This window comes from Lysinibacillus sp. A4, from assembly GCF_024919535.1.
Lineage (GTDB): Bacteria > Bacillota > Bacilli > Bacillales_A > Planococcaceae > Lysinibacillus > Lysinibacillus capsici.
Genome location: NZ_JANWTB010000007.1, coordinates 206,101 through 226,114 on the forward strand (window position 1 = coordinate 206,101; position 20,014 = coordinate 226,114).

The following is a 20,014-nucleotide window of genomic DNA, read 5'->3' on the forward strand; positions in this document are numbered from 1 at the left end:
TATAATTAGTATCAATATAAAGTGAAGGGCTGATAATTAATGAGGAAAGCTAGGAAACATAAGGTTTTATTAAGTTTTGCACTGGCAAGTTTAATGACAGTAAGTGGAGTAGTAAATGTCTCTGCTGCTGTCCCTGTAAATGAGCAGATTATTAAAAACGATTCTGCTGTCAAACAAGCTAGGACTTCTAATGAAACATTACTTGATTGGAAAAAATGGGCGAATGACCATGCATACAGCCTGTCATCCATCCAGCCTGAAACGTTTGACGGACAAAAAATTCCCGCTAACAAATTTGACGATTTAGAGATGCTAAAACCTTTATTACATGATAAACGTATTGTCTTTTTAGGGGAAAGCTCTCATGGAGTGGCGCAATTCAATCTAGCGAAAACACGTTTAATACAATTTTTACATCAAGATATGGGCTATAATGTCCTTGCCTTTGAAAGTGGTATGGGTAATGTGATGAATGCTCAAGGACAAATTGATAAACAAGCAGCTCTACAAACAATGAAGGATGCCATTTTCGGCGTTTGGTGGACAAAAGAAACTTTGCCTCTGTTTGACTATGCAAAATCGACTCAAGCAACAGAGCAACCTCTTGTACTTACTGGCTTCGATATTCAACAACAAGGAGCATTTACGAACGGAGATTGGCTGCAAAACCCTAAGTTGGCTCAGCAATTCAATGAAGCTGAGAAGCAACTTGCTGAATGGAGCTCGGGAAAAGATTTGAAGGGCTATCAAAAAGTAAAAGCTACTATAATTGATGTATATAAACAGGTAAAATCACAAATACAATTCAAAGAAAAAGAGCTACAGGCAGCTTATCCAAAAGAGCCTCATATTGTAAAACTAATGGATCGCACTCTAGCAGATCGTATTCGACTAGCAGACGAATATATAGAGTTAACAATTCAGTCCAATATCGACATTGAACAAAATAATATAGAATCATTTTTGCAAACTATGGAATGGCGAGATCAAGCGATGATGGAGAACTTACTTTGGTTAGCTGAAGAGGTGTACCCTACAGAAAAGTTTATTGTATGGGCTCATAACGATCATATTCGTAAAGCACAATCGGATGTAATGGGATCTCCTTACCCAGTTAAATTAATGGGGGAACGTTTACCTGATATCTATAAGAAATATAGCTATGTATTAGGTCTATACATGACTAGTGGAGAGACAGCTAATAATATGGGAGAACCTATGCCTGTTTTACCTCCTGTCAAAGGATCTATTGAAGATATTCTGTCTTCAACAAATAAACCTTACACATTCATCGATTTACGCAATCGACAAAATGAACGAGGCAACTCATGGATGTTTGAACCACGCTTATCCTATAGTTGGGGAATGATACAGGAAAGTCTTGTTCCGCGCGACCAATACGATGGTATACTTTTAATAGATCAGGTGAATAAACCAACTTATATCAAATAATCTCTCTTATTAAACAATAGCAAACTAGATTTCCTAGTTTGCTATTATTTTAAGTATCCATCGATATAGTATCCCATTCTTCGTCTTGATATCCAATCATCCAAAATAAGCCTCTCCGTCTTTCCATCACAACACTTTCATTTAATGCTAAAGGAGCTTCTTGTCCATTGATGCGGCTATCTACACAAGCCCAATGTAATCTGTAAATTTTATCCGCCTCATCCACTATATCTTCCTTACTGCGCAGTACCGTTTGACCATAAAATTGCTCAAATGTCTCGCAACGAGAAACTACTTGAATTGCATATTCACAATCACATACATCGTCAGGGAAATTTAGCTCTTCCACAAGTCCCAATGCCCAAATAAGTGTCCAATAGGCTTCATATTGCCATGATATATTGACAGCTTCTTGAGCACCAGGATGCTGAGCCTCAAGAAAGAATTTTTCATGCTCCGTTAAAAATTCATGCACCTCATATGTGTGTAGCATATTGGTAAAGAACTCTCTAGACTCCTCAATATCACCCTTCTGTGCTACATCACAAGCGAATTGAATAACAATCAACAGGGCAACTGCTCTTCTTGCAATATCCTCTTGGCTTTTAAATTGAAGATTTTCTACTGGTGGTAGCTGAGGAAGCGATGCCGCATAAGGTATGTTCTTCTCTTTTAAAAAGGCTATCGTTCTAATTTTTCGTGCCTCTCCCTGCGCTGATGTGACCTCTTGTGCATGTATCTTTCTTGTACAAGCATGTGGTTGAAAATCAGATGGACCTGATTCTCCATTAGGATAAACAATAACCATACCGTTCTGATCCAGCAAAGTACCATCTGATAGGAAACCAATCCCCCCTATGCTTGCTAGTAATTTTATAAATTGCTGCATATGGTCTTCTGTCATCTCTTTGTTCATTTCGATTGCAACGACAGTATTGAGCACTGATATTTGAATCATTATACGTTCTTTTAGCTGTTCATCTTTAAATGGAATTTTATCGTAAAAGCCCATCATCCCAGGTATATTTTTTGCAAAATAATCAGGGTGCGTATCTTCAGTTAAAATGTTTATAGAACATCTATATTTATTAAATAAACCTCTTGATTTTAATAAATATTCGTTTTCATCTTTTTCAATAATGAAGCTTTTTGCCAATACATCGGATAGTTTATCCTGAATATCATCTGTATCATTTTTGGAAGCGAATATCGTAAAATGGTTCAATCTACTCTCTCCTTAGTCGCATATAGCATTTTAATAACCAATTTTCCAAACAACTAAGCGCTTGGCTAAACAGCTGTTTATTTTTCCGTAGCACCTCATGTTCAACCCAATATGCCAGCAAAGGACGCCATTTTTCTTCGTCTATCATAGTTGTAGGTGTGATTCCCCGCTGCATCATCTGACAAACAGCTCGGATGGATGTTAGCCTCTCTACTTCGTTGCCATTTAACCACTCGTATAATGTCTCTGCACTTGGTTGTGACTCAGCTAAAAGTGTATCCCACCCATCAATAGGAAACGTGACATAGGATCTCATCCAGTCTATAATATTTGGATGGTGAAATTGGCGTAGACGATATAGGGCAGTATAGGCATCAATTCTATCTTTTTCGATATCCATTAAGATAAAAGATTGTCCTTCATTAACTGGCAAACAATGTACTGTTACATAATCACGCAGCCAGTCAGGTACGTCATTCTGTCCTTGCCAAAGTTCTCTCGCCCAATTTCCCGCCTCACTCGGACATATCTTGACTAAAATTTCACTCCACGCCTTTTGTTCTGATTGAGATTGAGCTCGCTCTAACTTATGTCGAAGAGCCTGATACACCTGTACTCCATCAAAATGCAAAAATGCCTCCTGCACGCTTGTTTTTTTCACCCCATGCATGGAAACATAATGAAGTAAAGATGCTAAGCTGGATTGAGCCTGCTGTAAATTAGAGCTTAAATATTGTTCTAGCCAAGTTAGCCATAATTGTGAGCTAGCCAATTCAATATCCAATCCATTTTCACTACAAAATTGACGATGCTGGCCGCAATCTACGCCAATACAGCCTAAAGCCGTCATATTATCAACGTAAGAATGAAAGCTGGCAGCAAGCAAATCAAGCTCATCTTCTTCATGGCTCCAATACCAAACCGTTTCGTCGTCAAGCTTAAGGAGAAGGGCATCTCCATTACCGGCCGTAAAAAATTGTAAATATTGCTGTTCATACGATTCATCATTCTCTCCAAAGTAAGGAAAGTCTAGAGCTTTTAGGCTCCAGCCAAATTCACCAGAAGGCGTATCTAACAATTCAGTGGGAAGTATCGCCTCATCTGGTAATGACCAATAAATACTTACTTGCTTTGAGCAATTTTGCAACAGTTGACGAAACCCATTAGGGATTTGTACACCAAGTCTTTCCTCAACCTGCTGTAACTCTTGCTCGGTAGCGACTGGCCGCATTTCAATCGGATGTACACAAGCTCCCTGCTGCTTCAATCGCTCTACTAAATGATTCCAACGCTCAATCCACATTGTCTCTAACCTCCATATAAGGCTCATGTGATGTCATACTTCTTATTTATCGTCAGGAAATCATTTACTGATTAGGCTAACTTTAAACAGAATGACAAAATGCTATTATTTTACTGCCATCTAAACCTTCGTATATGATAAATGTCTCAGCTATATTCATTCTTTTCTATTACGTCTTAATGAATTATTTTACTTTCTTTACTTCCATCATAATTTTGGTTACATACTCTTCTTCTCGATTTTTCATTACGGCATCATAAATGTATTCCTCGTATACATACTGACCTAGCTCATAACCCTTTTCATGCATGACATTAAATAGCCGTGTGTATGTCTCACCAAGTTTTGAGGAGGGGCCTACATGATAACCAATCACAAATTCACCCTCTATCGCCTTAAAATAAGGATGCCCTTCTCTTGGATGAGGCTGCTCAATATACAAATAACTATAGTTATCGTAATTCCCAGCTAACACTTGCTCTCTTCTTGTTATCCCTCCAATGGGATACCCCGTATCTAATTGAGAGCGATCCAATTCCTCAATAAAGTCAGATACAGCCTTCACAAACTGCTCTTCTGTAGAATTCTCAATATTTTTACTCAAATATAATGTATCTTCAGGAAAATACTCAATCGTGATATCTTTAAAATTTAGATGCAGTGCTTCCTCTGTCATTTTGATTTTGACATCAATAATATTCTCAATCATTTCTAGTTCTCTACGCTTCTTCGCAACATGCTCTTTTTGTTGGTGCATCAATTCTAAAAAATTTTCAGGTGATTTCTCTGCCATATAATGCTGAATATCCTTTAAGGACATCCCCACTGCCTTTAATAATTCAATAACACCGAAAAAATCATATTGAGCAAGTGAATAATACCTATAATCCTTACTATCTTTCATGATGGGAGATAATAAACCAATTTGATCATAATAAATAAGTGTCTGTTTATTCACCTTACATAATTTAGCAAATTCACCAGTTGTAAAATACTTTACATTTTTATTAAGCATTTTTTGAGTTTCCTCCCTTGACTATATAGTTACTATATACTTTAGATTGTACCTATTCAAAATAAAAATAGAAAGGTTTTGACATTATGTTCACGGAGATTCGTGACATTACAGCTTTTAACAAGAAAGAAATTTTAGCATTACGCATCGCTGACAATCAGCAACATTTTATTGAATCTACAGAACAATGCTTAGCAGAGGCGGAAATGGATCGACGCTTTACGCCTTTAGGTCTGTATAAAGATAACACCGCTATAGGCTTCGCTATGTACGGCTTATTCCCTCATGATGATTACAGTCAACGAGTATGGCTTGATCGCTATCTAATTGCAGAACAATACCAAGGACAAGGTTTGGGAAAACATTTTTTACAGCAACTTATTCAATATTTAACAGTAAAGTTCAACTGTCTTCAGATATATTTAAGTGTTTATGACAATAACGCTGTAGCTATCCAGCTGTATAAACAATTTGGTTTTATATTTAATGGTGAGCTAGATGATAAAGGGGAAAAAGTGATGGTTTTGGAGGTGCATGGTTATGACAACCATTAATCCAATTGAAACAAAGCCACTGAAACCATTATTTTTATCATACTTATTCCCTGCAATGATCGGGATGCTTTTAATGTCCGTCAATATATTGGTAGATGGCATTTTCGTTAGTCATGGCGTGGGACCTACAGCTTTAGCTGGAGTTAATATAGCTGTTCCTATTTTCTCTATTTTGCTTTCTATTTCTCTATGGATTGGCATGGGAGGAGCTACTCTTTTCTCGATTTCTCTAGGAGAGGGCAATAAGCAACGTGCCCATCAACTATTTACATTGGCGTTTTCTACAATGCTAGTGGTTGTGATAACGATTATTGGATTTCTCGCGTTAAATCTAAAGGACATTTCTTATATATTCGGAGCGAGCGATGATACGTATCCGTATGTGCAGGAATATTTACATGTAATTTTGCTCTTTGGGATATTTTACACAATTGAAAATTTATTAAGTATTTTTATTCGGAATGATGGCAACCCAAAATTGGCTATGCTGGGCTTAATTACAACATCGGCTTTGAATATACTCTTAAATTATGTTTTCATCTTCGTACTAGATTATGGCGTGACTGGCTGTGCCTTAGCGACAGCAATAGCTACAATTATAGGTACGTCTGTGCTATGTCTTCATTTTTTCCGTCCTCAATCTGAGTTAAAATTTGTCACTTCATTTTTAAATCTATTAGATTTGAAAAAAATTTTTGCTATAGGTTTACCTAGCTTTATTGTTGAAGCTTCCGTTGCAGTTATCGTTATTTTGTATAACGTTACATTTTTACATTATTTAGGTGCGAATGGCGTTACTGCCTATGCAATGGTCAATTATATCCATACTGTCTTGCTGACTATTTTCCTTGGAGTCGGTATGGCTCTACAACCATTAGTAAGCTATCACCACGGGGCAAGATTACTTGAAAGATTAACTGCTTTATTGAAAATCGGTTTAGCTACCGCATTTATTTTAGGATTAACAACAGCTCTTATAGCTCTTCTTTTCCCTTCTCAATTAATGGCGTTATTTGGAGATAGCTCATTTGAAATTCGCAGTATGGCAGCACAAGGCTTTGTACATTTTGCCATTGGCTATGTATTTTTAGGGATCAACATGGTGTTCGCAGAATTCTTTCAATCCATTGAAAAAATTCGTATTGCTACAACAATTATGTTACTACGTAGTATTATCTTATTTATCCCTACTCTCATCATACTACCCAAGATACTTGGCTCGCAGGCTATTTGGTGGACCTTCCCAGTAGCAGAAGGAATTACAGCATTGCTTATTTACTTGTTCATTAGGAAAAATCCAAGAACCCTTTCATCTCCTGACCATGCTTAAATGAAAGGGGACCTCATCAAGGTCCCCTTTTAATATGTTTGCCTAACAAAATTGCATTTTTAGCGTACCTCTTCCTTCTTCTACTATTACTTCCCCAACTGCTCCATTCACTAGAATTAATTGAGGGGGGACATGTCCAATATCTACTTCATAGAAAACTGGTATTCCCATCTCGTCAAAAATATCCCCTAATGCATCCACCAATGTAAAGTCCCCTAGATTTTCATATAGTCCTGCTCGTCCGATTAGAACACCATTACATTTATTGAACCAACCATTATACTTTAATTGCCATAAAGCTCGGTAGATTTTTGCTGCATCCATACCAACACTTTCTAAATACCATATTGTTCCTTCCTCAGAGCAATATTCGTTAATAAATGATTGAACGTAATCGAAGGGCGTACCTATAAGAATTTGCAATGTATTTAAACAGCCACCTATCAACCTACCTGTCATACGATTACTACGCTCTTGGTTTAGAACTTTCCATTCGGTTTCACTGTCAAAATAAAATCCTGTAGCAGGATTTTTATAAACTTGCTCCCAGCTCGATTGAAAATAGTGAGAAGAGCTTTGAGTTATTGAATGACCAGTCTTACATGTAATTACGTCTATCCATTTAGAAGAAAGTTCATCCCATTGAGGTGCAGATAATTCAGTAAAATTCACCCCATGTGCGGATGCGTACCCCGTCATGGTTGTGTATACAAAAGATAAAGTACTAATATCTGAATACCCTAATATCCATTTGGGTCCCGCTTTTTTTAATTCGTCCCAATCGATTAAAGGTAATAACTCCATTAGAAAACTGCCTCCCCACGGTGGCATGACGACATCTATTCGCTCATCTAATAAATAGTCCATAAGTTCAGAGACTCGCTTTTCTTTTGTTGTACTTCTACCTTTAAGCTGCGTCCAGGTAGTATTTCCAATAATAACTTTCATTCCTCTTTGTATTAATTGTTTTTCAGCTTCTGTTATTAATAGATGAAGATGCTGTTCGACTCCACTAGAGGGTGCTGTCACGCCAATCGTAAGAGGCGTTTTTAAAGTAGGATATTGTATTTTCATTTACCATCTCTCCTTTATGCCTGCAAAAAATAATTGTTTTACAACAACAAGATGATTTTGGGTCTCTTAATTAGTTTTGCTATATCAGATTTAGAATGCATTTTAACTAAAAATACAGCTATGAAAGTTTCAACACTATTTCTGTCCTTCACACACAGAAATTTTTACCAATTATACTTGTGTTCAGAAAAAAAACCAACACAAAAATCTGTGCTGGTTAAATTTCTACTTTTGAATTTTCATATATTCATCACGCAACAGACTCATAATGATTTCATCAGAAAATGTATTATTCATAAACAAGGCCTGCCTCAAAACACCTTCTTTTTTAAAGCCGACCTTTTCATAGGATTTAATTGCTCTACTATTGTGTGAATATACCTGTAATTCTAAGCGATTCAGATTTAGCTCCTCAAATGTAAATCTTTGAGCAAGCCTAACTGCTTCTGAACCCATACCTCTGCCACAATTCTCTATATTATGTAAAGCTATACGGAACACTGCCTTTTTATTATCTAAATCAACCTCCATAATCGCCAAATCACCAATTACCTGATCATTATCAACTAAACAAATAGCAAAATCATAGCGAGAAGAATCTGCTTTAAAGCGTTTGATCGCCTCTTTGATTTGTTCCTTTGTTAAGATGTTCCGTGTTCCTGTCATATACATGATTTCTTCATTTTGAAAGCATCTTATAATACTATCACAATCATCTTCACGTATTTCTCTTAAATAGACCTGTTGACCTTTTATCAATATAAACACCTCTTGTGCATTAAATAAGGAATCATCATGTATGTAGATGATTCCTTTGTTAGAACTATTCCATTTGTTTTTCAGTGTGTACCTTCACCGATTTCTTCGCAGGGTCTTCCGAGGAGGTTACACCTAGAATATCAAGCAGGAACATAAATAGTGGAATACCTATGATTAGTCCCCATACACCAAGGAAATGCTCAGAAAAGAGAATGACCATAAACGTATAGAAAATCGGTAAATCTGTTTTGGCAGACATAAGCTTTGGATTTAAGAAATACGCTTCAATGGCATGTAAAACCATAACAATAACTAAAATATAGACGATGTACATCAAACCACCAATGCTATATGCAATAATACTTAATGGTATTAATGAGATGATAACGCCTGCGACTGGAACTAAGCCTAAAATAAAGAGCATAATCCCAAGTGCAATCAAATGTGGGAAGCCCATAATAGAAAGGGCGATGACGGATAACACACAGTTAACAGCAGCAATAATAAATTGTGCTTCAATTACTTTACCAAATGAGCGGATGAATATTCTTGAGAAATAATGAAGCTCATCGTAAAGCGGTCCAATTTTACTATCCTTAAACTTAGCTGTAAACTCAATAATACGATTCTTTTCTAACAAGATGAATAAACTCAAAATTAGAGAAATCAATATTTGCATAATGATTTTACCAATATTCGTAATATTTTTAAGAGTTAAATCCACACCTTGCTCTAAATATTTCCCGAGCTCTATTTTCTCAAAAGTCGGTGCTAAGTATCTCGCAATCTCATTGTCATCTGGGTCGAGATTAAAACTTGCAATGAGGTCAAAAAGCTGTGTGATCTGCTGGGTCACAATCGGTAAATATTTGTAAATAACAGCTACAATACCCGCAACAAGTAAAAGATATAATGTTACCGTCACAGCTTTTTCATTCATCGGCGTATATTTTCTTATGCTTTTCGTTGTTTTGGTAGTAAGCTGGTTCATCAAATAAGTAATAATAAACGTAAGTAAAATTAGATTGATCATACTACGCATTAAATATAATGCAAGAGCAATCCCAACTAGAATAATAAAACGCTTAAATCCATTACTCCGAAAGAAATTATTCATTTATTCACTCCTTCTACAAAACGGCCTCGCTGCCTCTGCTACCTAGGGCTACACTATAAAATTGATTTATAACAATACGCATCATTCTTATGTAAAAATTTCCCTCTCATTTAATGAGTATAGCCATCTACCTTCAAAATAAGACGAAATATATGTTTCTTTTAGAAGTGTCTGTATAAAACCTAAGGCGGGGTTGAAGTGAATTGTATGTCTTGTCAAATTAAAAAGTCGAAACTCTTATCCTTTGTGAAAGCTTTACCAGCGTATTAGCCAAAATTCTATAAATCTATTATAACCCTTTAAACCAGCATATCCAATTTGTATGTTCTTTTATAATGGTATTTGTATAGAACTTTTATCAACTATTACTTTATGCTATTTTGATTAGAGATATAAATTAAACAGAGACAAGGACTGATTCTATGAAAATTGCGAGAAACCCTCAGAACATTCATCCACCCGTTGCTCCTTATGTTCATCAAATTGAGGTGACGGGGCCTCAGAGATGGTTAACACTATCTGGACAAATCGGCATGATAGCTGATGGATCTATACCTGAAGATGCAATAGCTCAATTGAAGATAGCACTTGAAAATATTAAAAGAAATCTAGATAGTGCCGATATGGAAGTTCAAGATATTACAAAGCTCGTCTTTTATTTAGTGGGGGATATGGATGCTATTCAACGAAAGGAAATTATCAGTGACTTCTTGGGGGAACATCTTCCATGTACAACATTAATGTATGTCGTTGCACTCGCTACGCCAGCTTTAAAGGTTGAGATTGACGCATGGGCTTGTAAGGATTTATAAATTCATCCTATGTTTTATAAACTAAATTTGTGCATTTTTTTTATTTTTCAATACCCCTTTAGCAGTGCTAAAGGGGTATTGCCTTATTATTTAAGTAATGTCAGCGTCGTTGCAATAGCGTTATCAGCAAACGAGCGTTGTGGCTGCGATTTCAGCATAACTGTTAACCCTATTAACGCAACAATTAATGCTTGCGCTAAAGACTTTGAATCCGTGTTCGCCTCTAGTTCTCCTGATTGAATTCCCCGTTCAATTGTCTCCTGAAAAATTACTGATAGATAGAGTTGATGCTCACTGCAAATGAGGCGATTCATATAAATCAATCATCTTCTATATCCCGCGCTGTAACATTATTATTCGCTACAGCCTGCGGAATGTCTGTTGCCAATATTTATTTTGCTCAGCCGCTGCTAGATGAATTATCGAATGATTTTGCTATTGATCAATCAATTATTGGTTTGATTATTACTATCACACAAATTTTTTATGGGCTAGGCTCTCAAAAATCTCTCCAACTTTAGCTTAGTTTGATCCTGCAAGCCTGCTTAATCAAGCTCACGTACTTTAATCGGAATTAATGTTCTTTCTAATTGTTCACGGTGCTGCTCGTACTGAGGTGGCAACATTAATTGACTACCCATTGTCTCTTTTGTCTCGTCATGAGCAAATCCAGGAGGATCTGTAGCGATTTCAAATAAAATTTCGCCAGGTTCACGGAAATAAATCGCATTAAAATAATTACGATCTTTTACTTCTGTTACATGTTGTCCATGATTCATCACATACTCTTGCCATTCTAAATGATCTGTATTATCTTGAGCTCTCCACGCAATATGATGCACAGTTCCTACACCCATTTGGCCACGTTGACCTGCAACTGTTTTTAAATCCACTGTATTGCCGATTTCTGCACTAGAAGTATAACGCGTATAGTCACCTTCCGTCGCTACCTTTTCAAGACCCATTACTTCTGTTAAAACTTTGGCAGTTTCTTCAGGGTGACTTGAGAATAGTGTAGCTCCACCAAATCCTTTGATAGCAACCTCAGGTGTTACTTCACCAAATGACCATTCGTTGAGCCCGCCTTTCGCACGTGCCACGAGTTCAATATGCAAACCATGTGGATCATCGAATTGAATGACTTGCTCACCAAAACGTTCAGCTTTTTGGAAAGGAATCGAGTATTTCGCTAAGCGATTAACCCAAAATGGCAGTGCTCCTTCTGGTACAACATACGTTGTAACGCCAACCTGACCATCACCAATACGTCCTTGATAAGCATTAGCCCAAGGGAAGAAGGTAATGATTGTTCCTGGTTTCCCACCTTTGTCACCGAAATATAAATGATATGTGCCCGGATCATCAAAGTTTACTGTTTGTTTTACTAAACGTAAGCCTAATACTCCCGCATAAAAATCAATATTCTCTTGCGGATGTCCTACGATCGCTGTGATATGGTGTATACCTGCTGTATGTTTTTTCATGTTAACAAGCCCTTTCATGACTATATTTCTCACCTATACTATGCCCTATTTATACCTACCTCAATCTGTAAAAGCTTAGCGAATTGTATACAACGCTTTAGACCATGGGATCAATTGATCTAACATTTGGTTTACTGAATCTATTTGTACTTCTTTTGGTTTAAATTCTGTGCCATTTTCAAAATCTGTGAATAATGATAGTGCTGGATGAACACGCACATCTGCGATTAAAAGCTCACCCATAATCCCACGTAAATGTTCTGCTGCACGAGCACCGCCAACAGAACCATAAGATACGATTCCAGCTGCTTTGTTATTCCATTCAACACGTAAGTAGTCTAGTGCATTTTTTAATGCACCTGTAATAGAGTGATTGTATTCTTGTACGATGAATACAAAACCATCTTGTTTAGCAATAATTTCTGACCAACCTTGTGCTCCTGAAGCATCCTGTCCTGGCTCACCTAATAATGGTAATTTATAATCAGCAATATCAATCACTGTATAATTGGCATCTCCACGTTGATCTGCAATTTCCTTTACCCACTGTGCTACTTGAGGGCTTACACGCCCCTCACGAGTTGATCCAATAATAATACCGATATTTAATTCTGCCATTGTTTGTTCCTCCTCTTTTTTTGTACGAAATAATTTATTAAAAAACCCCATAATTGTACCTCCTGGCGAAGCTAAAGGTTCGAATTCATTTATCTTGAATTTATTTATCTTGAATTCGAGATAATAATAACACGATATTTTTATAAACGTCAACAACTTTGTTTTGAAAATTAAAAAGGCAGAGATAATTAATTCTCTGCCTCCCCTAAAAGCTTATAAACTTGTGTTTTTAGATAACGATATTGACTATCATTAGTATCTTGAAAAGCCTCTACCCTATTTGAATCAATATCTTGGTAGTGGATTAGATATGGAAATTGTTCCTCGGAGAAATCCTTTCTTTCTCCATTAATAATATTATAAAAGTGCCAGCCTTCCTCAAGAAATGTCTTCCTAATTTCTCCGCCAAGAATATCCTGCACAACTAATGAAGTGACGCCACATTGTCCTTTTGCAGGGTTGTCCACACTCCATTTAGAACTTGATTGAATGGACCATGATTTTCTTAAGGCATTTAATACATCTTTTTCCATGCAAAAACTCCTTTCAAACACGTTAAAATGGGACTTCATCCATTCTTATTGGTGTTGACTTCCCAACTACCCAATCATCTTTAATAGAACCATAGACAATACTATCTGTCACAGTACCATCTTCATTTTCCCAAGCATTTCTTAAATACCCTTCCTTCACAAAGCCAGCTTTACTAAAGCATTTTCGCATTCCTATATTATCAACTCTTGTGTAGCCTTCAATACGAATTTTCTTTCTTTCGGCAAACAGATATTCTTGTAGCCAATGAAGTGCTTTGACACCATATCCTTTGCCTCGATAATTTGCCTCTAAACGGAGATCAAAAAGAGGGATCGTATCGTCTATATCATGAATAAAGATAACGCCAACTTTTTCTCCATCTTCTAGTATCCAATGTGTTTCACGATTGTTCTGATAGTATCCTTCGGCATATGCAGCTCGAATAGCCTCTTCTTTTATGTAGGAATTCGTGTGATACAACCATCTATTTTGCGTTAATAAATGAACTAAATCATCAATTTCTTCTTCAAATAATTTTATTTCCATACATATCTCCTTTCATCTAAACGTCCTCACATATATCTGAAAAAATAAAATTAGTTTTTGTATGTGCATATGGCTGTAATGCATCAATAAACTGCTCTACATCAGGAAAAGATTGAAAATGCCCCTTTAATAAAAAACATGACTCACCTGAAATGCGATAACAGAAGTCTATATTTGTATAAACCTTCAGATGTTCTTTAAAGTCTGCATAGCGGTTATTTTTGATTGTCGCCTCAACAATCGCTTCAATTGGATAACCCAATGCTTTCTTATTAATAGCTAACGTATATCTCTTAATGACCTTCTGTTCCTCTAATTGTCTTATTCTTTCACGAACTGCTGGTGCAGATAAGTGAACCCTTCTTCCTAGCTCGCTCATAGAAATTCGACTATCTTCTTTTAATTCTTTAAGTATCATTTCGTTAATGAAATCCATTTTGTAAATACCCCTTCTTTTTGAAGGAAAACAATCATATTTCCCTTCGAATTGATATGTTAACTTCGTTATGAACATTTTACACTAATTAATAGAAGGAGGAATGATTGATGACACTTATTCAATTATATGACAAGGGCTTAACACCCTTTCAACAATTATTAGGCTACAACAAGGGAATTCAGCTGCACTGGCAGCAGTTGGGGGAGGTACTCGAAAAAGACGGGCATCTATCCACTTCATTAAAAGAAGAGGTTCGAAAAACTTTAGCTCAAAAAAATGGCTGTCAGTATTGTCAGGCAAAAGGCAAGCCTGATCCCCAGAACTATGATGAGAAAACGGCAGTATGCACAGGTTTTGCGGAAGCATTCTTAGCTGCTAAGGGGCACACCGCCCCCAACGTCACGGCTGTATTAAAGGACTATTTAACAGAAGCGGAGATTAGTGAGCTACTAGCATTTATTTGCTTCACGACAGCACAGCAATATTTTGGCGCACTCATGCAATTAAAATAATAAGGAGCTAGGGGCGAAACCCTAGTTCCTATTCCAGCTGCTATCCTTTTAATTCCATTTTATTAGCTATATCTATAATAAATTTCTTACTAAGCTCTTCTTTCATATTATTTTCAGCATCCACCATCACTTGCTCAATGAGACAGCCTTGATGATGGAAGGAATCTTCGTGATCAGAAGAGCAACTAAATAATGAGGTTTGTCCTTCAATCGCATAAATAACCTCTAAAAACGAAATTTCTTGGGGGCGCTTAGAAATGCGGTAACCACCGTTGACACCTGGGTTTGACTCAATTAAGCCTGCCTTCACAAGCTTAGTTAATATTTTGGAAAGATAGGTTGGAGATAATTTTTGCATTTCTGCTAAAGACTCTACACTCATTGATTTCCCTTTAGGATTGCGTGTTAAAAACACCATTGTATGTAAAGCATAATTTGTTGCTTTTGAATACTTCATCATTCATCACCCTTCATTCAGGACCTTTATTATCTGCAATTAAAACACATTCTATCATAATTCAAGAAAAAAGCATGTTTTGTATGAAAACACGCTTTTATGATCCCTAGTCATGCTGTCCATAACCCGCTTCTCCAGCAAGAGCATCAGCCTTTGTTACTTGTACAGTCCCAAATGGATGATTTGGTGGCGCATAGATCGTGTAAAGCTTTAGTGGTTTATCCCCTGTATTCGTAACATTATGCCATGTTCCTGCTGGTACCATAATAGCCGTATCTTCTGCGACATGTCTCTGATAGTTTAAATAATCTCTAGTTGGCCCCATTTGAGTTAATCCATGCCCCTCCTCAATACAAATGAATTGGTCCACATGTGGGTGTACTTCTAAACCAATATCTTCTCCGACATTAAGACTCATCACCGTTACTTGTAAGTTTGACCCTGTCCACAATACTGTACGATAATTTTTATTGCGCTTTGTAGCCTCTTCAATGTCGATAACAAATGGTGTTGGTCCAAAATCATTCTGGACATTACTTCTTGGCGCTCGTTCTGCCTGATTTGGATAGGCCCAATAAACAGGTTGATAACCGTAATGATACGATTGATAATTACCGTAATAAGGGTGGTACATTTATCTCAATCCTCTCATGCATGATAACGCTATAGTATGCAGCTGAATGAAAGAAGGTACTCACATGTAGTGTGACTTAATTGAGTAATCTTTATATATAGACTGGAGGTAGATACAGTGTATGCTAGATTAACAAAAAAGCTTGCAGGTAATCCTGCGATTAAATGGTTTTCTGGACACGTTGAGCAGAGTTAGGATTCGATTTACCACCATCCTATTGCTGGTGGTTAAAAAATTATGGCAATGGGCAGCTGAATGGTGGATCTATTCTCTCAATCGGCCCACCAGCATACAGAGACATCAATGATCATGATATTCTCTATATACATCGTCTTAACTTGGCTGACGAGGAGTGGTGTAAACAATTTCCGAATAGATTGGATTTATTTATTCCAGACTCTGACGAATTGTACTTCTTTGATCGTTCGTCTAAAGATGAACACGGCGAATTTCCAGTTATGTGCTATGACTTAATGAATGACATGATCTATGAATATGCCTCTTCTTTCTCAGAATTTCTTGAAAAACTGATTGATGAGCGTAGTTAATAGTATGAGTTGCCTTATCTATGGGCAACTCACAACTCGGAAAATTCCTCTTTCAAACGCTTACGAAATTTATCATCTGTAAGAAATTTCAATTGAAAACTATTCATACTATTTGAGAGCTTAATCTGCTCCATTGTATTTAAGTTGTTAGCGAAAAAGGCTATTTCTGTTTGATTTCCATCTTTATCTTCCGCATAGGCTGCTAGTGTTAACACAAATGCCGTCGATCCTCCCTTTTGACCAGCATGTTTTAACCATGCTTGATTTCTAGGATTCTGCATCAATTGCTCCAACACGGGATCTAAATATTTATGTACTTCTGCGCTAAAGAAATTTTTACCATTCAATTTTTCTAAAATAGAGATGTAATCACTTGTTGTGGCCCTTATTAAACGATCAGACCATATCTTTTGAAAATCCATATTGAGCATTTTTTGAGCTTTTGTTTTCTCCTCAATTGTTAAAGGATGTTCTATCCAATTCGAATGAATAGCCAATGCACGCTCACGATATTCAACCATATCCATTTTTCGCAAAGCAGTTAATGTTGCTTTTTTCGTTAAATTTTTTTCCTCCATCAAGTGAATGGGAATATAAAGTGCACTTACAATTGGATACAAAGGTTCATGATCCTCTACATTTAACTGTGTAAGCACATCATTAAATATTTGAAAGTCTAATACATTCATTAAATATTCCGTATTTGCATTGGAGCTATAGGCAATCATGCCATTTGCTACTTCACTTAAAGGTACACTATCTGCACCCTGAAGGTTTAACTGCGCCAACCATGCTTTATGTGCGCCGCCATCTGTTTTAGGAATGTAGAATGCCTCTAACTCCTTTAGATTTACTTGCTCTTTAGGATTAATACGGCCATCAGCTGCTTGTTGCGCATAGGCGATGGCTACGATTATTTTAACCGTACTTGCTAACGGTAGCTGTTCCTTGGTGTTTAGCTCCACCCAATGTTGTTGATTATATTGAATGGCTACAGAAATATTTTTATCCTCTTTATGTTCCTTGATAAATTGCACGATATATTCAGGATCGTTCTTCTTGATTTCTTTTTGAAACTTCCAAAAAATAATGCTACATACAAAACCTATACAAACCAAAACACTGCCAATCATCCAATACAACTTTTTCATATTCATCCCTCCATCATTCAGCTGCTTCTAACAACCATTGCTGTAATACTGTAGACGACTGGTTATTTAATCGTAATGCTATTTCTGTTTTTATTTCTGGAGGCATCACTTCAACAAGTATGCATACAGAATCCCTTGCTTGATTCACCTCGAATAACTCTTCTTAGCACAAACTAATTCAGCTCCAATTGCTCGATGATATCGATCGTTGACATACTCTCCTCCTTAATGAATTAGAGAAGCTCGTAAATTGCTAACCCCATTTTCTAAATATCCTTTGAGGCACGTTAATGTATAGACCCAACCCTCTTTTTGGCCCATCATTTTTGTCACAATTTCTGGGTCATGTGCATTTAACCCAGATTCTACAACAGTAATAATTGTTTCACTTTCTGATTCTTCAAAAGTGATGGTAACCATTGTCACTTCACCATGCTCTTCTCCCCAAACAAACACAATTTTTTTATTCATCTCCATTTCAAGCACAGTGATCACACCCTCTGCACCATACTCCTCATATTTAAGCGTGATTCTTTTACCTTCTGCCCATCTTTCGGAACTGCTAGAAAACCAATAATGACCGATTTCAGTAGGGGAAATAATGGCTTCAAATACTTTATGGGCTGGTTGATTGATTTTTAGTTTCGTCGTCACATCCGTATTTATCATCATTCATCTTCCTTTTTCATATTGTCTATCTACACCTTCGCCGAAATTTTCCATTAACCTTCCTTCCTAATAAAAATTCACTAAAAAAGGTGCGATTCTCCTAATGGAATCGCACCTTTTCACTTAAAGTATTTTTTTATTATGAACAGTCAACTGAATATCTGCTACATTGTCGATAAAATTTTTATCATGTGTGACAAAGATTATTGTTCCCTCATAAGCAGCTATAAATTGTTCAAGGGCTTCGAGTGCTTGAATATCTAAGAAATTAGTTGGTTCATCCAACAGCAAAATATTATAATTTCCTAAAAATAGGCGACAAAGCTGAAGGCGTATGGCCTCACCACCACTAAGTGTGGTAATTTTCTTTTGTAAATCAGTGCCAGCAAACTGCATGGAATGAAGTACGCTTCGTAATAAACTTTCATCATATTCAGAGCGATTCTTTAAAAATTGTAGCACTGTTTCCTCACCAGCAAATTGGTAGCTCATCTGATGAAAATAACCTATTTTAGCCTTTGGAGAAATAGTTATTCCCTCACCAGTATTAGCTATATGTTTTAGTAATGTACTTTTACCACTACCATTTTTACCCTTAAGCGCAATTTTTTTACCTAACGGGATTTGGAAGCTGACCTCGTGTAATAGTACCTTATCTTGAGCATATAAAGTGAATCGATCTGCCATAATGGGATACTTATTATGCAATGCCAAGGCTTTTGATTGCCGAAAAACAATTTTTCTTTCCTCCTGCACCGCTTCTACTTTTTGAAGCTTCCCTATCCGATGTTCGATAGCTTTTGCTGCACGCTGTACAGCTTTTTGACTTGTGCCTTTGGACTTTGTCATAAACATACGATTAGGTTTAGCGTTAGCCTCTCTTTTAGACATATTGCCTGCCTGAGCAATCTTTTCAGCTTTTTTCATTTTTTCATCTACAGCTTTTTCAAGTCTGCTCTTTTCTTTCAAATATTGATCATGAGCCTGATTTTGTTGATCTTGCTCTAATTGCTTTTGCATGGCATAATTGCTGTAATTTCCTGAGTAGATCGTTACCTTACCACCATCTACCTCCCATATCGTTGTAACCAGCTCATCTAGTACAGCACGATCATGGCTGATGAGTATGAGGGCCCCATAATAATAACGTAATTCATCTAATAAAAATGAAATTCCAAGTTGATCCAAATGTGTTGTCGGCTCATCAATAAGCAAAGCTTCCTCATAAGAAGTAAATAATTGTGCTAGCTTTAATCTTGTTTGCTCTCCACCACTTAATCCTTCAGAATACGTAGGTACTGCTAATTTCCCTAATAACTGTGGATCGGCCTCTATTAACGTTGGTGCCTTCATCTGTTCAAAATATCCGAAATGAACATGACTTTTCAATTTCCCACTTATCGGTTGTATCTTGCCAGCAAGTAACTTCATCAACGTACTTTTACCTACACCATTTTTGCCAACGATACCTATCCGGTCAAATTGATGCACAGCTAATTTTTCAATATTTAATAGTTCTTTATCTAAATAAGTAACGACTACATTCTCTAACTCAAAGCAAACCTTTTCCATATTGCTACCTCCCGAAATTGATCATTCCGTATCGATAGCGATGGTATCGATACGAGCTTTTAATCAAAGCTCGTATCAAAAGAATAATAGACTATACATTTCACTTTCCTCCCTACATTCAATAAAAAAACACAGACAATTTGCCTGTGATGTAAAGTAAAAGAGATTGATTGTAAGACAAGCGTCTTTTTTCTCATGATGATGAAGAT

22 protein-coding genes and 3 pseudogenes are annotated in these 20,014 nt (G+C 36.6%); 7 read left to right on the plus strand and 18 right to left on the minus strand.

Translation table 11 applies throughout. The features are described from left to right. Nucleotides 1–39: 39 nt before the first annotated feature. Nucleotides 40–1,452, plus strand: a complete 1,413-nt coding sequence (locus tag NY607_RS16040) for an erythromycin esterase family protein (protein WP_048394022.1) — start codon at nt 40–42, stop codon at nt 1,450–1,452. Nucleotides 1,453–1,501: 49 nt separating this feature from the next. On the opposite strand, the gene NY607_RS16045 is transcribed toward NY607_RS16040, so the two are convergent. The 3 genes from NY607_RS16045 to NY607_RS16055 all read right to left on the minus strand — a co-directional run bounded on the left by NY607_RS16045 (nt 1,502) and on the right by NY607_RS16055 (nt 4,995). After that, complete coding sequence (locus tag NY607_RS16045) at nt 1,502–2,677, minus strand: DUF4272 domain-containing protein (RefSeq protein ID WP_259419980.1); 1,176 nt, start codon at nt 2,675–2,677, stop codon at nt 1,502–1,504. A gap of 1 nt (nt 2,678) precedes the next feature. Further along, nucleotides 2,679–3,980: an SMI1/KNR4 family protein gene (locus NY607_RS16050; RefSeq protein ID WP_259419981.1), complete on the minus strand. Its 1,302-nt coding sequence runs from the start codon at nt 3,978–3,980 to the stop codon at nt 2,679–2,681. Nucleotides 3,981–4,164: 184 nt separating this feature from the next. Further along, complete coding sequence (locus tag NY607_RS16055; RefSeq protein ID WP_009370580.1) at nt 4,165–4,995, minus strand: MerR family transcriptional regulator; 831 nt, start codon at nt 4,993–4,995, stop codon at nt 4,165–4,167. Between the two features lie 86 nt (nt 4,996–5,081). Here NY607_RS16055 and NY607_RS16060 point away from each other — a divergent pair, with 86 nt between their 5' ends. Both NY607_RS16060 and NY607_RS16065 read left to right on the plus strand, forming a co-directional pair. After that, nucleotides 5,082–5,549, plus strand: coding sequence for a GNAT family N-acetyltransferase (locus tag NY607_RS16060; protein ID WP_048394017.1), 468 nt, complete (start codon nt 5,082–5,084; stop codon nt 5,547–5,549). Then, nucleotides 5,536–6,879, plus strand: coding sequence for an MATE family efflux transporter (locus NY607_RS16065; RefSeq protein ID WP_259419984.1), 1,344 nt, complete (start codon nt 5,536–5,538; stop codon nt 6,877–6,879). The genes NY607_RS16060 and NY607_RS16065 overlap by 14 nt, the downstream gene beginning before the upstream one ends. A 42-nt stretch (nt 6,880–6,921) precedes the next feature. On the opposite strand, the gene NY607_RS16070 is transcribed toward NY607_RS16065, so the two are convergent. The 3 genes from NY607_RS16070 to NY607_RS16080 form a co-directional block, all read right to left on the minus strand. Beyond that, nucleotides 6,922–7,953 carry a S66 family peptidase gene (locus tag NY607_RS16070; RefSeq protein WP_066037941.1) on the minus strand — a complete coding sequence of 344 codons (1,032 nt, stop codon included), beginning with the start codon at nt 7,951–7,953 and terminating at the stop codon, nt 6,922–6,924. A 225-nt stretch (nt 7,954–8,178) separates the two neighbouring features. Then, nucleotides 8,179–8,712 carry a GNAT family N-acetyltransferase gene (locus NY607_RS16075; RefSeq protein ID WP_259419985.1) on the minus strand — a complete coding sequence of 178 codons (534 nt, stop codon included), beginning with the start codon at nt 8,710–8,712 and terminating at the stop codon, nt 8,179–8,181. Between the two features lie 64 nt (nt 8,713–8,776). Beyond that, nucleotides 8,777–9,829 carry an AI-2E family transporter gene (locus NY607_RS16080; RefSeq protein ID WP_048394009.1) on the minus strand — a complete coding sequence of 351 codons (1,053 nt, stop codon included), beginning with the start codon at nt 9,827–9,829 and terminating at the stop codon, nt 8,777–8,779. 422 nt (nt 9,830–10,251) lie between these two features. Here NY607_RS16080 and NY607_RS16085 point away from each other — a divergent pair, with 422 nt between their 5' ends. Further along, complete coding sequence (locus NY607_RS16085; protein WP_131520996.1) at nt 10,252–10,641, plus strand: RidA family protein; 390 nt, start codon at nt 10,252–10,254, stop codon at nt 10,639–10,641. A gap of 86 nt (nt 10,642–10,727) precedes the next feature. Here the strand turns inward: NY607_RS16085 and NY607_RS16090 are convergent. After that, nucleotides 10,728–10,946 (minus strand): annotated as a pseudogene (locus NY607_RS16090) (TetR/AcrR family transcriptional regulator); the annotation flags it as partial. Between NY607_RS16090 and NY607_RS16095 the strand changes: the two are divergent. Beyond that, a pseudogene (locus NY607_RS16095) lies at nt 10,929–11,138 on the plus strand (MFS transporter); the annotation flags it as partial. The pseudogenes NY607_RS16090 and NY607_RS16095 sit on opposite strands and share 18 nt — an antisense overlap. Before the next feature lie 48 nt (nt 11,139–11,186). Here NY607_RS16095 and NY607_RS16100 read toward each other — a convergent pair. The 5 genes from NY607_RS16100 to NY607_RS16120 all read right to left on the minus strand — a co-directional run bounded on the left by NY607_RS16100 (nt 11,187) and on the right by NY607_RS16120 (nt 14,259). Continuing rightward, nucleotides 11,187–12,125, minus strand: a complete 939-nt coding sequence (locus NY607_RS16100; protein WP_193767365.1) for a ring-cleaving dioxygenase — start codon at nt 12,123–12,125, stop codon at nt 11,187–11,189. A gap of 75 nt (nt 12,126–12,200) precedes the next feature. Next, nucleotides 12,201–12,794: an NADPH-dependent FMN reductase gene (locus tag NY607_RS16105; RefSeq protein ID WP_004231581.1), complete on the minus strand. Its 594-nt coding sequence runs from the start codon at nt 12,792–12,794 to the stop codon at nt 12,201–12,203. 137 nt (nt 12,795–12,931) lie between these two features. Then, nucleotides 12,932–13,276 carry a YunG family protein gene (locus NY607_RS16110; RefSeq protein ID WP_131520998.1) on the minus strand — a complete coding sequence of 115 codons (345 nt, stop codon included), beginning with the start codon at nt 13,274–13,276 and terminating at the stop codon, nt 12,932–12,934. A gap of 22 nt (nt 13,277–13,298) precedes the next feature. Further along, nucleotides 13,299–13,823 (minus strand): GNAT family N-acetyltransferase, encoded by a 525-nt coding sequence (locus NY607_RS16115; RefSeq protein WP_237898866.1) that lies wholly within the window; start codon nt 13,821–13,823, stop codon nt 13,299–13,301. 16 nt (nt 13,824–13,839) lie between these two features. Beyond that, nucleotides 13,840–14,259, minus strand: coding sequence for an Lrp/AsnC family transcriptional regulator (locus tag NY607_RS16120; RefSeq protein ID WP_131521000.1), 420 nt, complete (start codon nt 14,257–14,259; stop codon nt 13,840–13,842). Nucleotides 14,260–14,369: 110 nt separating this feature from the next. Between NY607_RS16120 and NY607_RS16125 the strand changes: the two genes are divergently transcribed. Next, nucleotides 14,370–14,774: a carboxymuconolactone decarboxylase family protein gene (locus tag NY607_RS16125; protein WP_131521001.1), complete on the plus strand. Its 405-nt coding sequence runs from the start codon at nt 14,370–14,372 to the stop codon at nt 14,772–14,774. A 40-nt stretch (nt 14,775–14,814) separates the two neighbouring features. Here NY607_RS16125 and NY607_RS16130 read toward each other — a convergent pair whose 3' ends face one another. Next, on the minus strand, nt 14,815–15,234 hold the full coding sequence (locus tag NY607_RS16130; RefSeq protein WP_131521002.1) for an Rrf2 family transcriptional regulator: 420 nt from the start codon (nt 15,232–15,234) through the stop codon (nt 14,815–14,817). A 103-nt stretch (nt 15,235–15,337) separates the two neighbouring features. After that, complete coding sequence (locus NY607_RS16135; RefSeq protein WP_259419987.1) at nt 15,338–15,865, minus strand: cupin domain-containing protein; 528 nt, start codon at nt 15,863–15,865, stop codon at nt 15,338–15,340. 245 nt (nt 15,866–16,110) lie between these two features. Between NY607_RS16135 and NY607_RS16140 the strand changes: the two are divergent. Next, a pseudogene (locus tag NY607_RS16140) lies at nt 16,111–16,413 on the plus strand (US22-like family protein); the annotation flags it as partial. Between the two features lie 29 nt (nt 16,414–16,442). On the opposite strand, the gene NY607_RS16145 reads toward NY607_RS16140, so the two are convergent. The 4 genes from NY607_RS16145 to NY607_RS16160 all read right to left on the minus strand — a co-directional run bounded on the left by NY607_RS16145 (nt 16,443) and on the right by NY607_RS16160 (nt 19,805). Then, a complete protein-coding gene (locus tag NY607_RS16145; RefSeq protein ID WP_237898868.1) occupies nt 16,443–17,564 on the minus strand; it encodes a serine hydrolase in 1,122 nt (373 codons plus the stop codon). A 13-nt stretch (nt 17,565–17,577) separates the two neighbouring features. Beyond that, nucleotides 17,578–17,712: a DUF4303 domain-containing protein gene (locus tag NY607_RS16150; protein ID WP_217492442.1), complete on the minus strand. Its 135-nt coding sequence runs from the start codon at nt 17,710–17,712 to the stop codon at nt 17,578–17,580. 77 nt (nt 17,713–17,789) lie between these two features. Continuing rightward, nucleotides 17,790–18,233: an SRPBCC family protein gene (locus NY607_RS16155; RefSeq protein WP_237901020.1), complete on the minus strand. Its 444-nt coding sequence runs from the start codon at nt 18,231–18,233 to the stop codon at nt 17,790–17,792. A gap of 123 nt (nt 18,234–18,356) precedes the next feature. Continuing rightward, entirely contained in the window at nt 18,357–19,805 is a 1,449-nt protein-coding gene (locus NY607_RS16160) for an Msr family ABC-F type ribosomal protection protein (protein WP_237898870.1), read from the minus strand. Between the last annotated feature and the right edge of the window lie 209 nt (nt 19,806–20,014).

Bases quoted from the DNA above. Each gene is read 5' to 3' on its own strand.
- NY607_RS16070 (WP_066037941.1), bottom strand. From the start codon at position 7,953: ATGAAAATACAATATCCTACTTTAAAAACGCCTCTTACGATTGGCGTG.
- NY607_RS16130 (WP_131521002.1), bottom strand. From the start codon at position 15,234: ATGATGAAGTATTCAAAAGCAACAAATTATGCTTTACATACAATGGTG.
- NY607_RS16080 (WP_048394009.1), bottom strand. From the start codon at position 9,829: ATGAATAATTTCTTTCGGAGTAATGGATTTAAGCGTTTTATTATTCTA.
- NY607_RS16145 (WP_237898868.1), bottom strand. From the start codon at position 17,564: ATGAAAAAGTTGTATTGGATGATTGGCAGTGTTTTGGTTTGTATAGGT.
- NY607_RS16065 (WP_259419984.1), top strand. From the start codon at position 5,536: ATGACAACCATTAATCCAATTGAAACAAAGCCACTGAAACCATTATTT.
- NY607_RS16100 (WP_193767365.1), bottom strand. From the start codon at position 12,125: ATGAAAAAACATACAGCAGGTATACACCATATCACAGCGATCGTAGGA.
- NY607_RS16160 (WP_237898870.1), bottom strand. From the start codon at position 19,805: ATGGAAAAGGTTTGCTTTGAGTTAGAGAATGTAGTCGTTACTTATTTA.
- NY607_RS16060 (WP_048394017.1), top strand. From the start codon at position 5,082: ATGTTCACGGAGATTCGTGACATTACAGCTTTTAACAAGAAAGAAATT.
- NY607_RS16040 (WP_048394022.1), top strand. From the start codon at position 40: ATGAGGAAAGCTAGGAAACATAAGGTTTTATTAAGTTTTGCACTGGCA.
- NY607_RS16105 (WP_004231581.1), bottom strand. From the start codon at position 12,794: ATGGGGTTTTTTAATAAATTATTTCGTACAAAAAAAGAGGAGGAACAA.
- NY607_RS16115 (WP_237898866.1), bottom strand. From the start codon at position 13,823: ATGGAAATAAAATTATTTGAAGAAGAAATTGATGATTTAGTTCATTTA.
- NY607_RS16135 (WP_259419987.1), bottom strand. From the start codon at position 15,865: ATGTACCACCCTTATTACGGTAATTATCAATCGTATCATTACGGTTAT.
- NY607_RS16085 (WP_131520996.1), top strand. From the start codon at position 10,252: ATGAAAATTGCGAGAAACCCTCAGAACATTCATCCACCCGTTGCTCCT.
- NY607_RS16050 (WP_259419981.1), bottom strand. From the start codon at position 3,980: ATGTGGATTGAGCGTTGGAATCATTTAGTAGAGCGATTGAAGCAGCAG.
- NY607_RS16120 (WP_131521000.1), bottom strand. From the start codon at position 14,259: ATGGATTTCATTAACGAAATGATACTTAAAGAATTAAAAGAAGATAGT.
- NY607_RS16110 (WP_131520998.1), bottom strand. From the start codon at position 13,276: ATGGAAAAAGATGTATTAAATGCCTTAAGAAAATCATGGTCCATTCAA.
- NY607_RS16125 (WP_131521001.1), top strand. From the start codon at position 14,370: ATGACACTTATTCAATTATATGACAAGGGCTTAACACCCTTTCAACAA.
- NY607_RS16155 (WP_237901020.1), bottom strand. From the start codon at position 18,233: ATGATAAATACGGATGTGACGACGAAACTAAAAATCAATCAACCAGCC.
- NY607_RS16055 (WP_009370580.1), bottom strand. From the start codon at position 4,995: ATGCTTAATAAAAATGTAAAGTATTTTACAACTGGTGAATTTGCTAAA.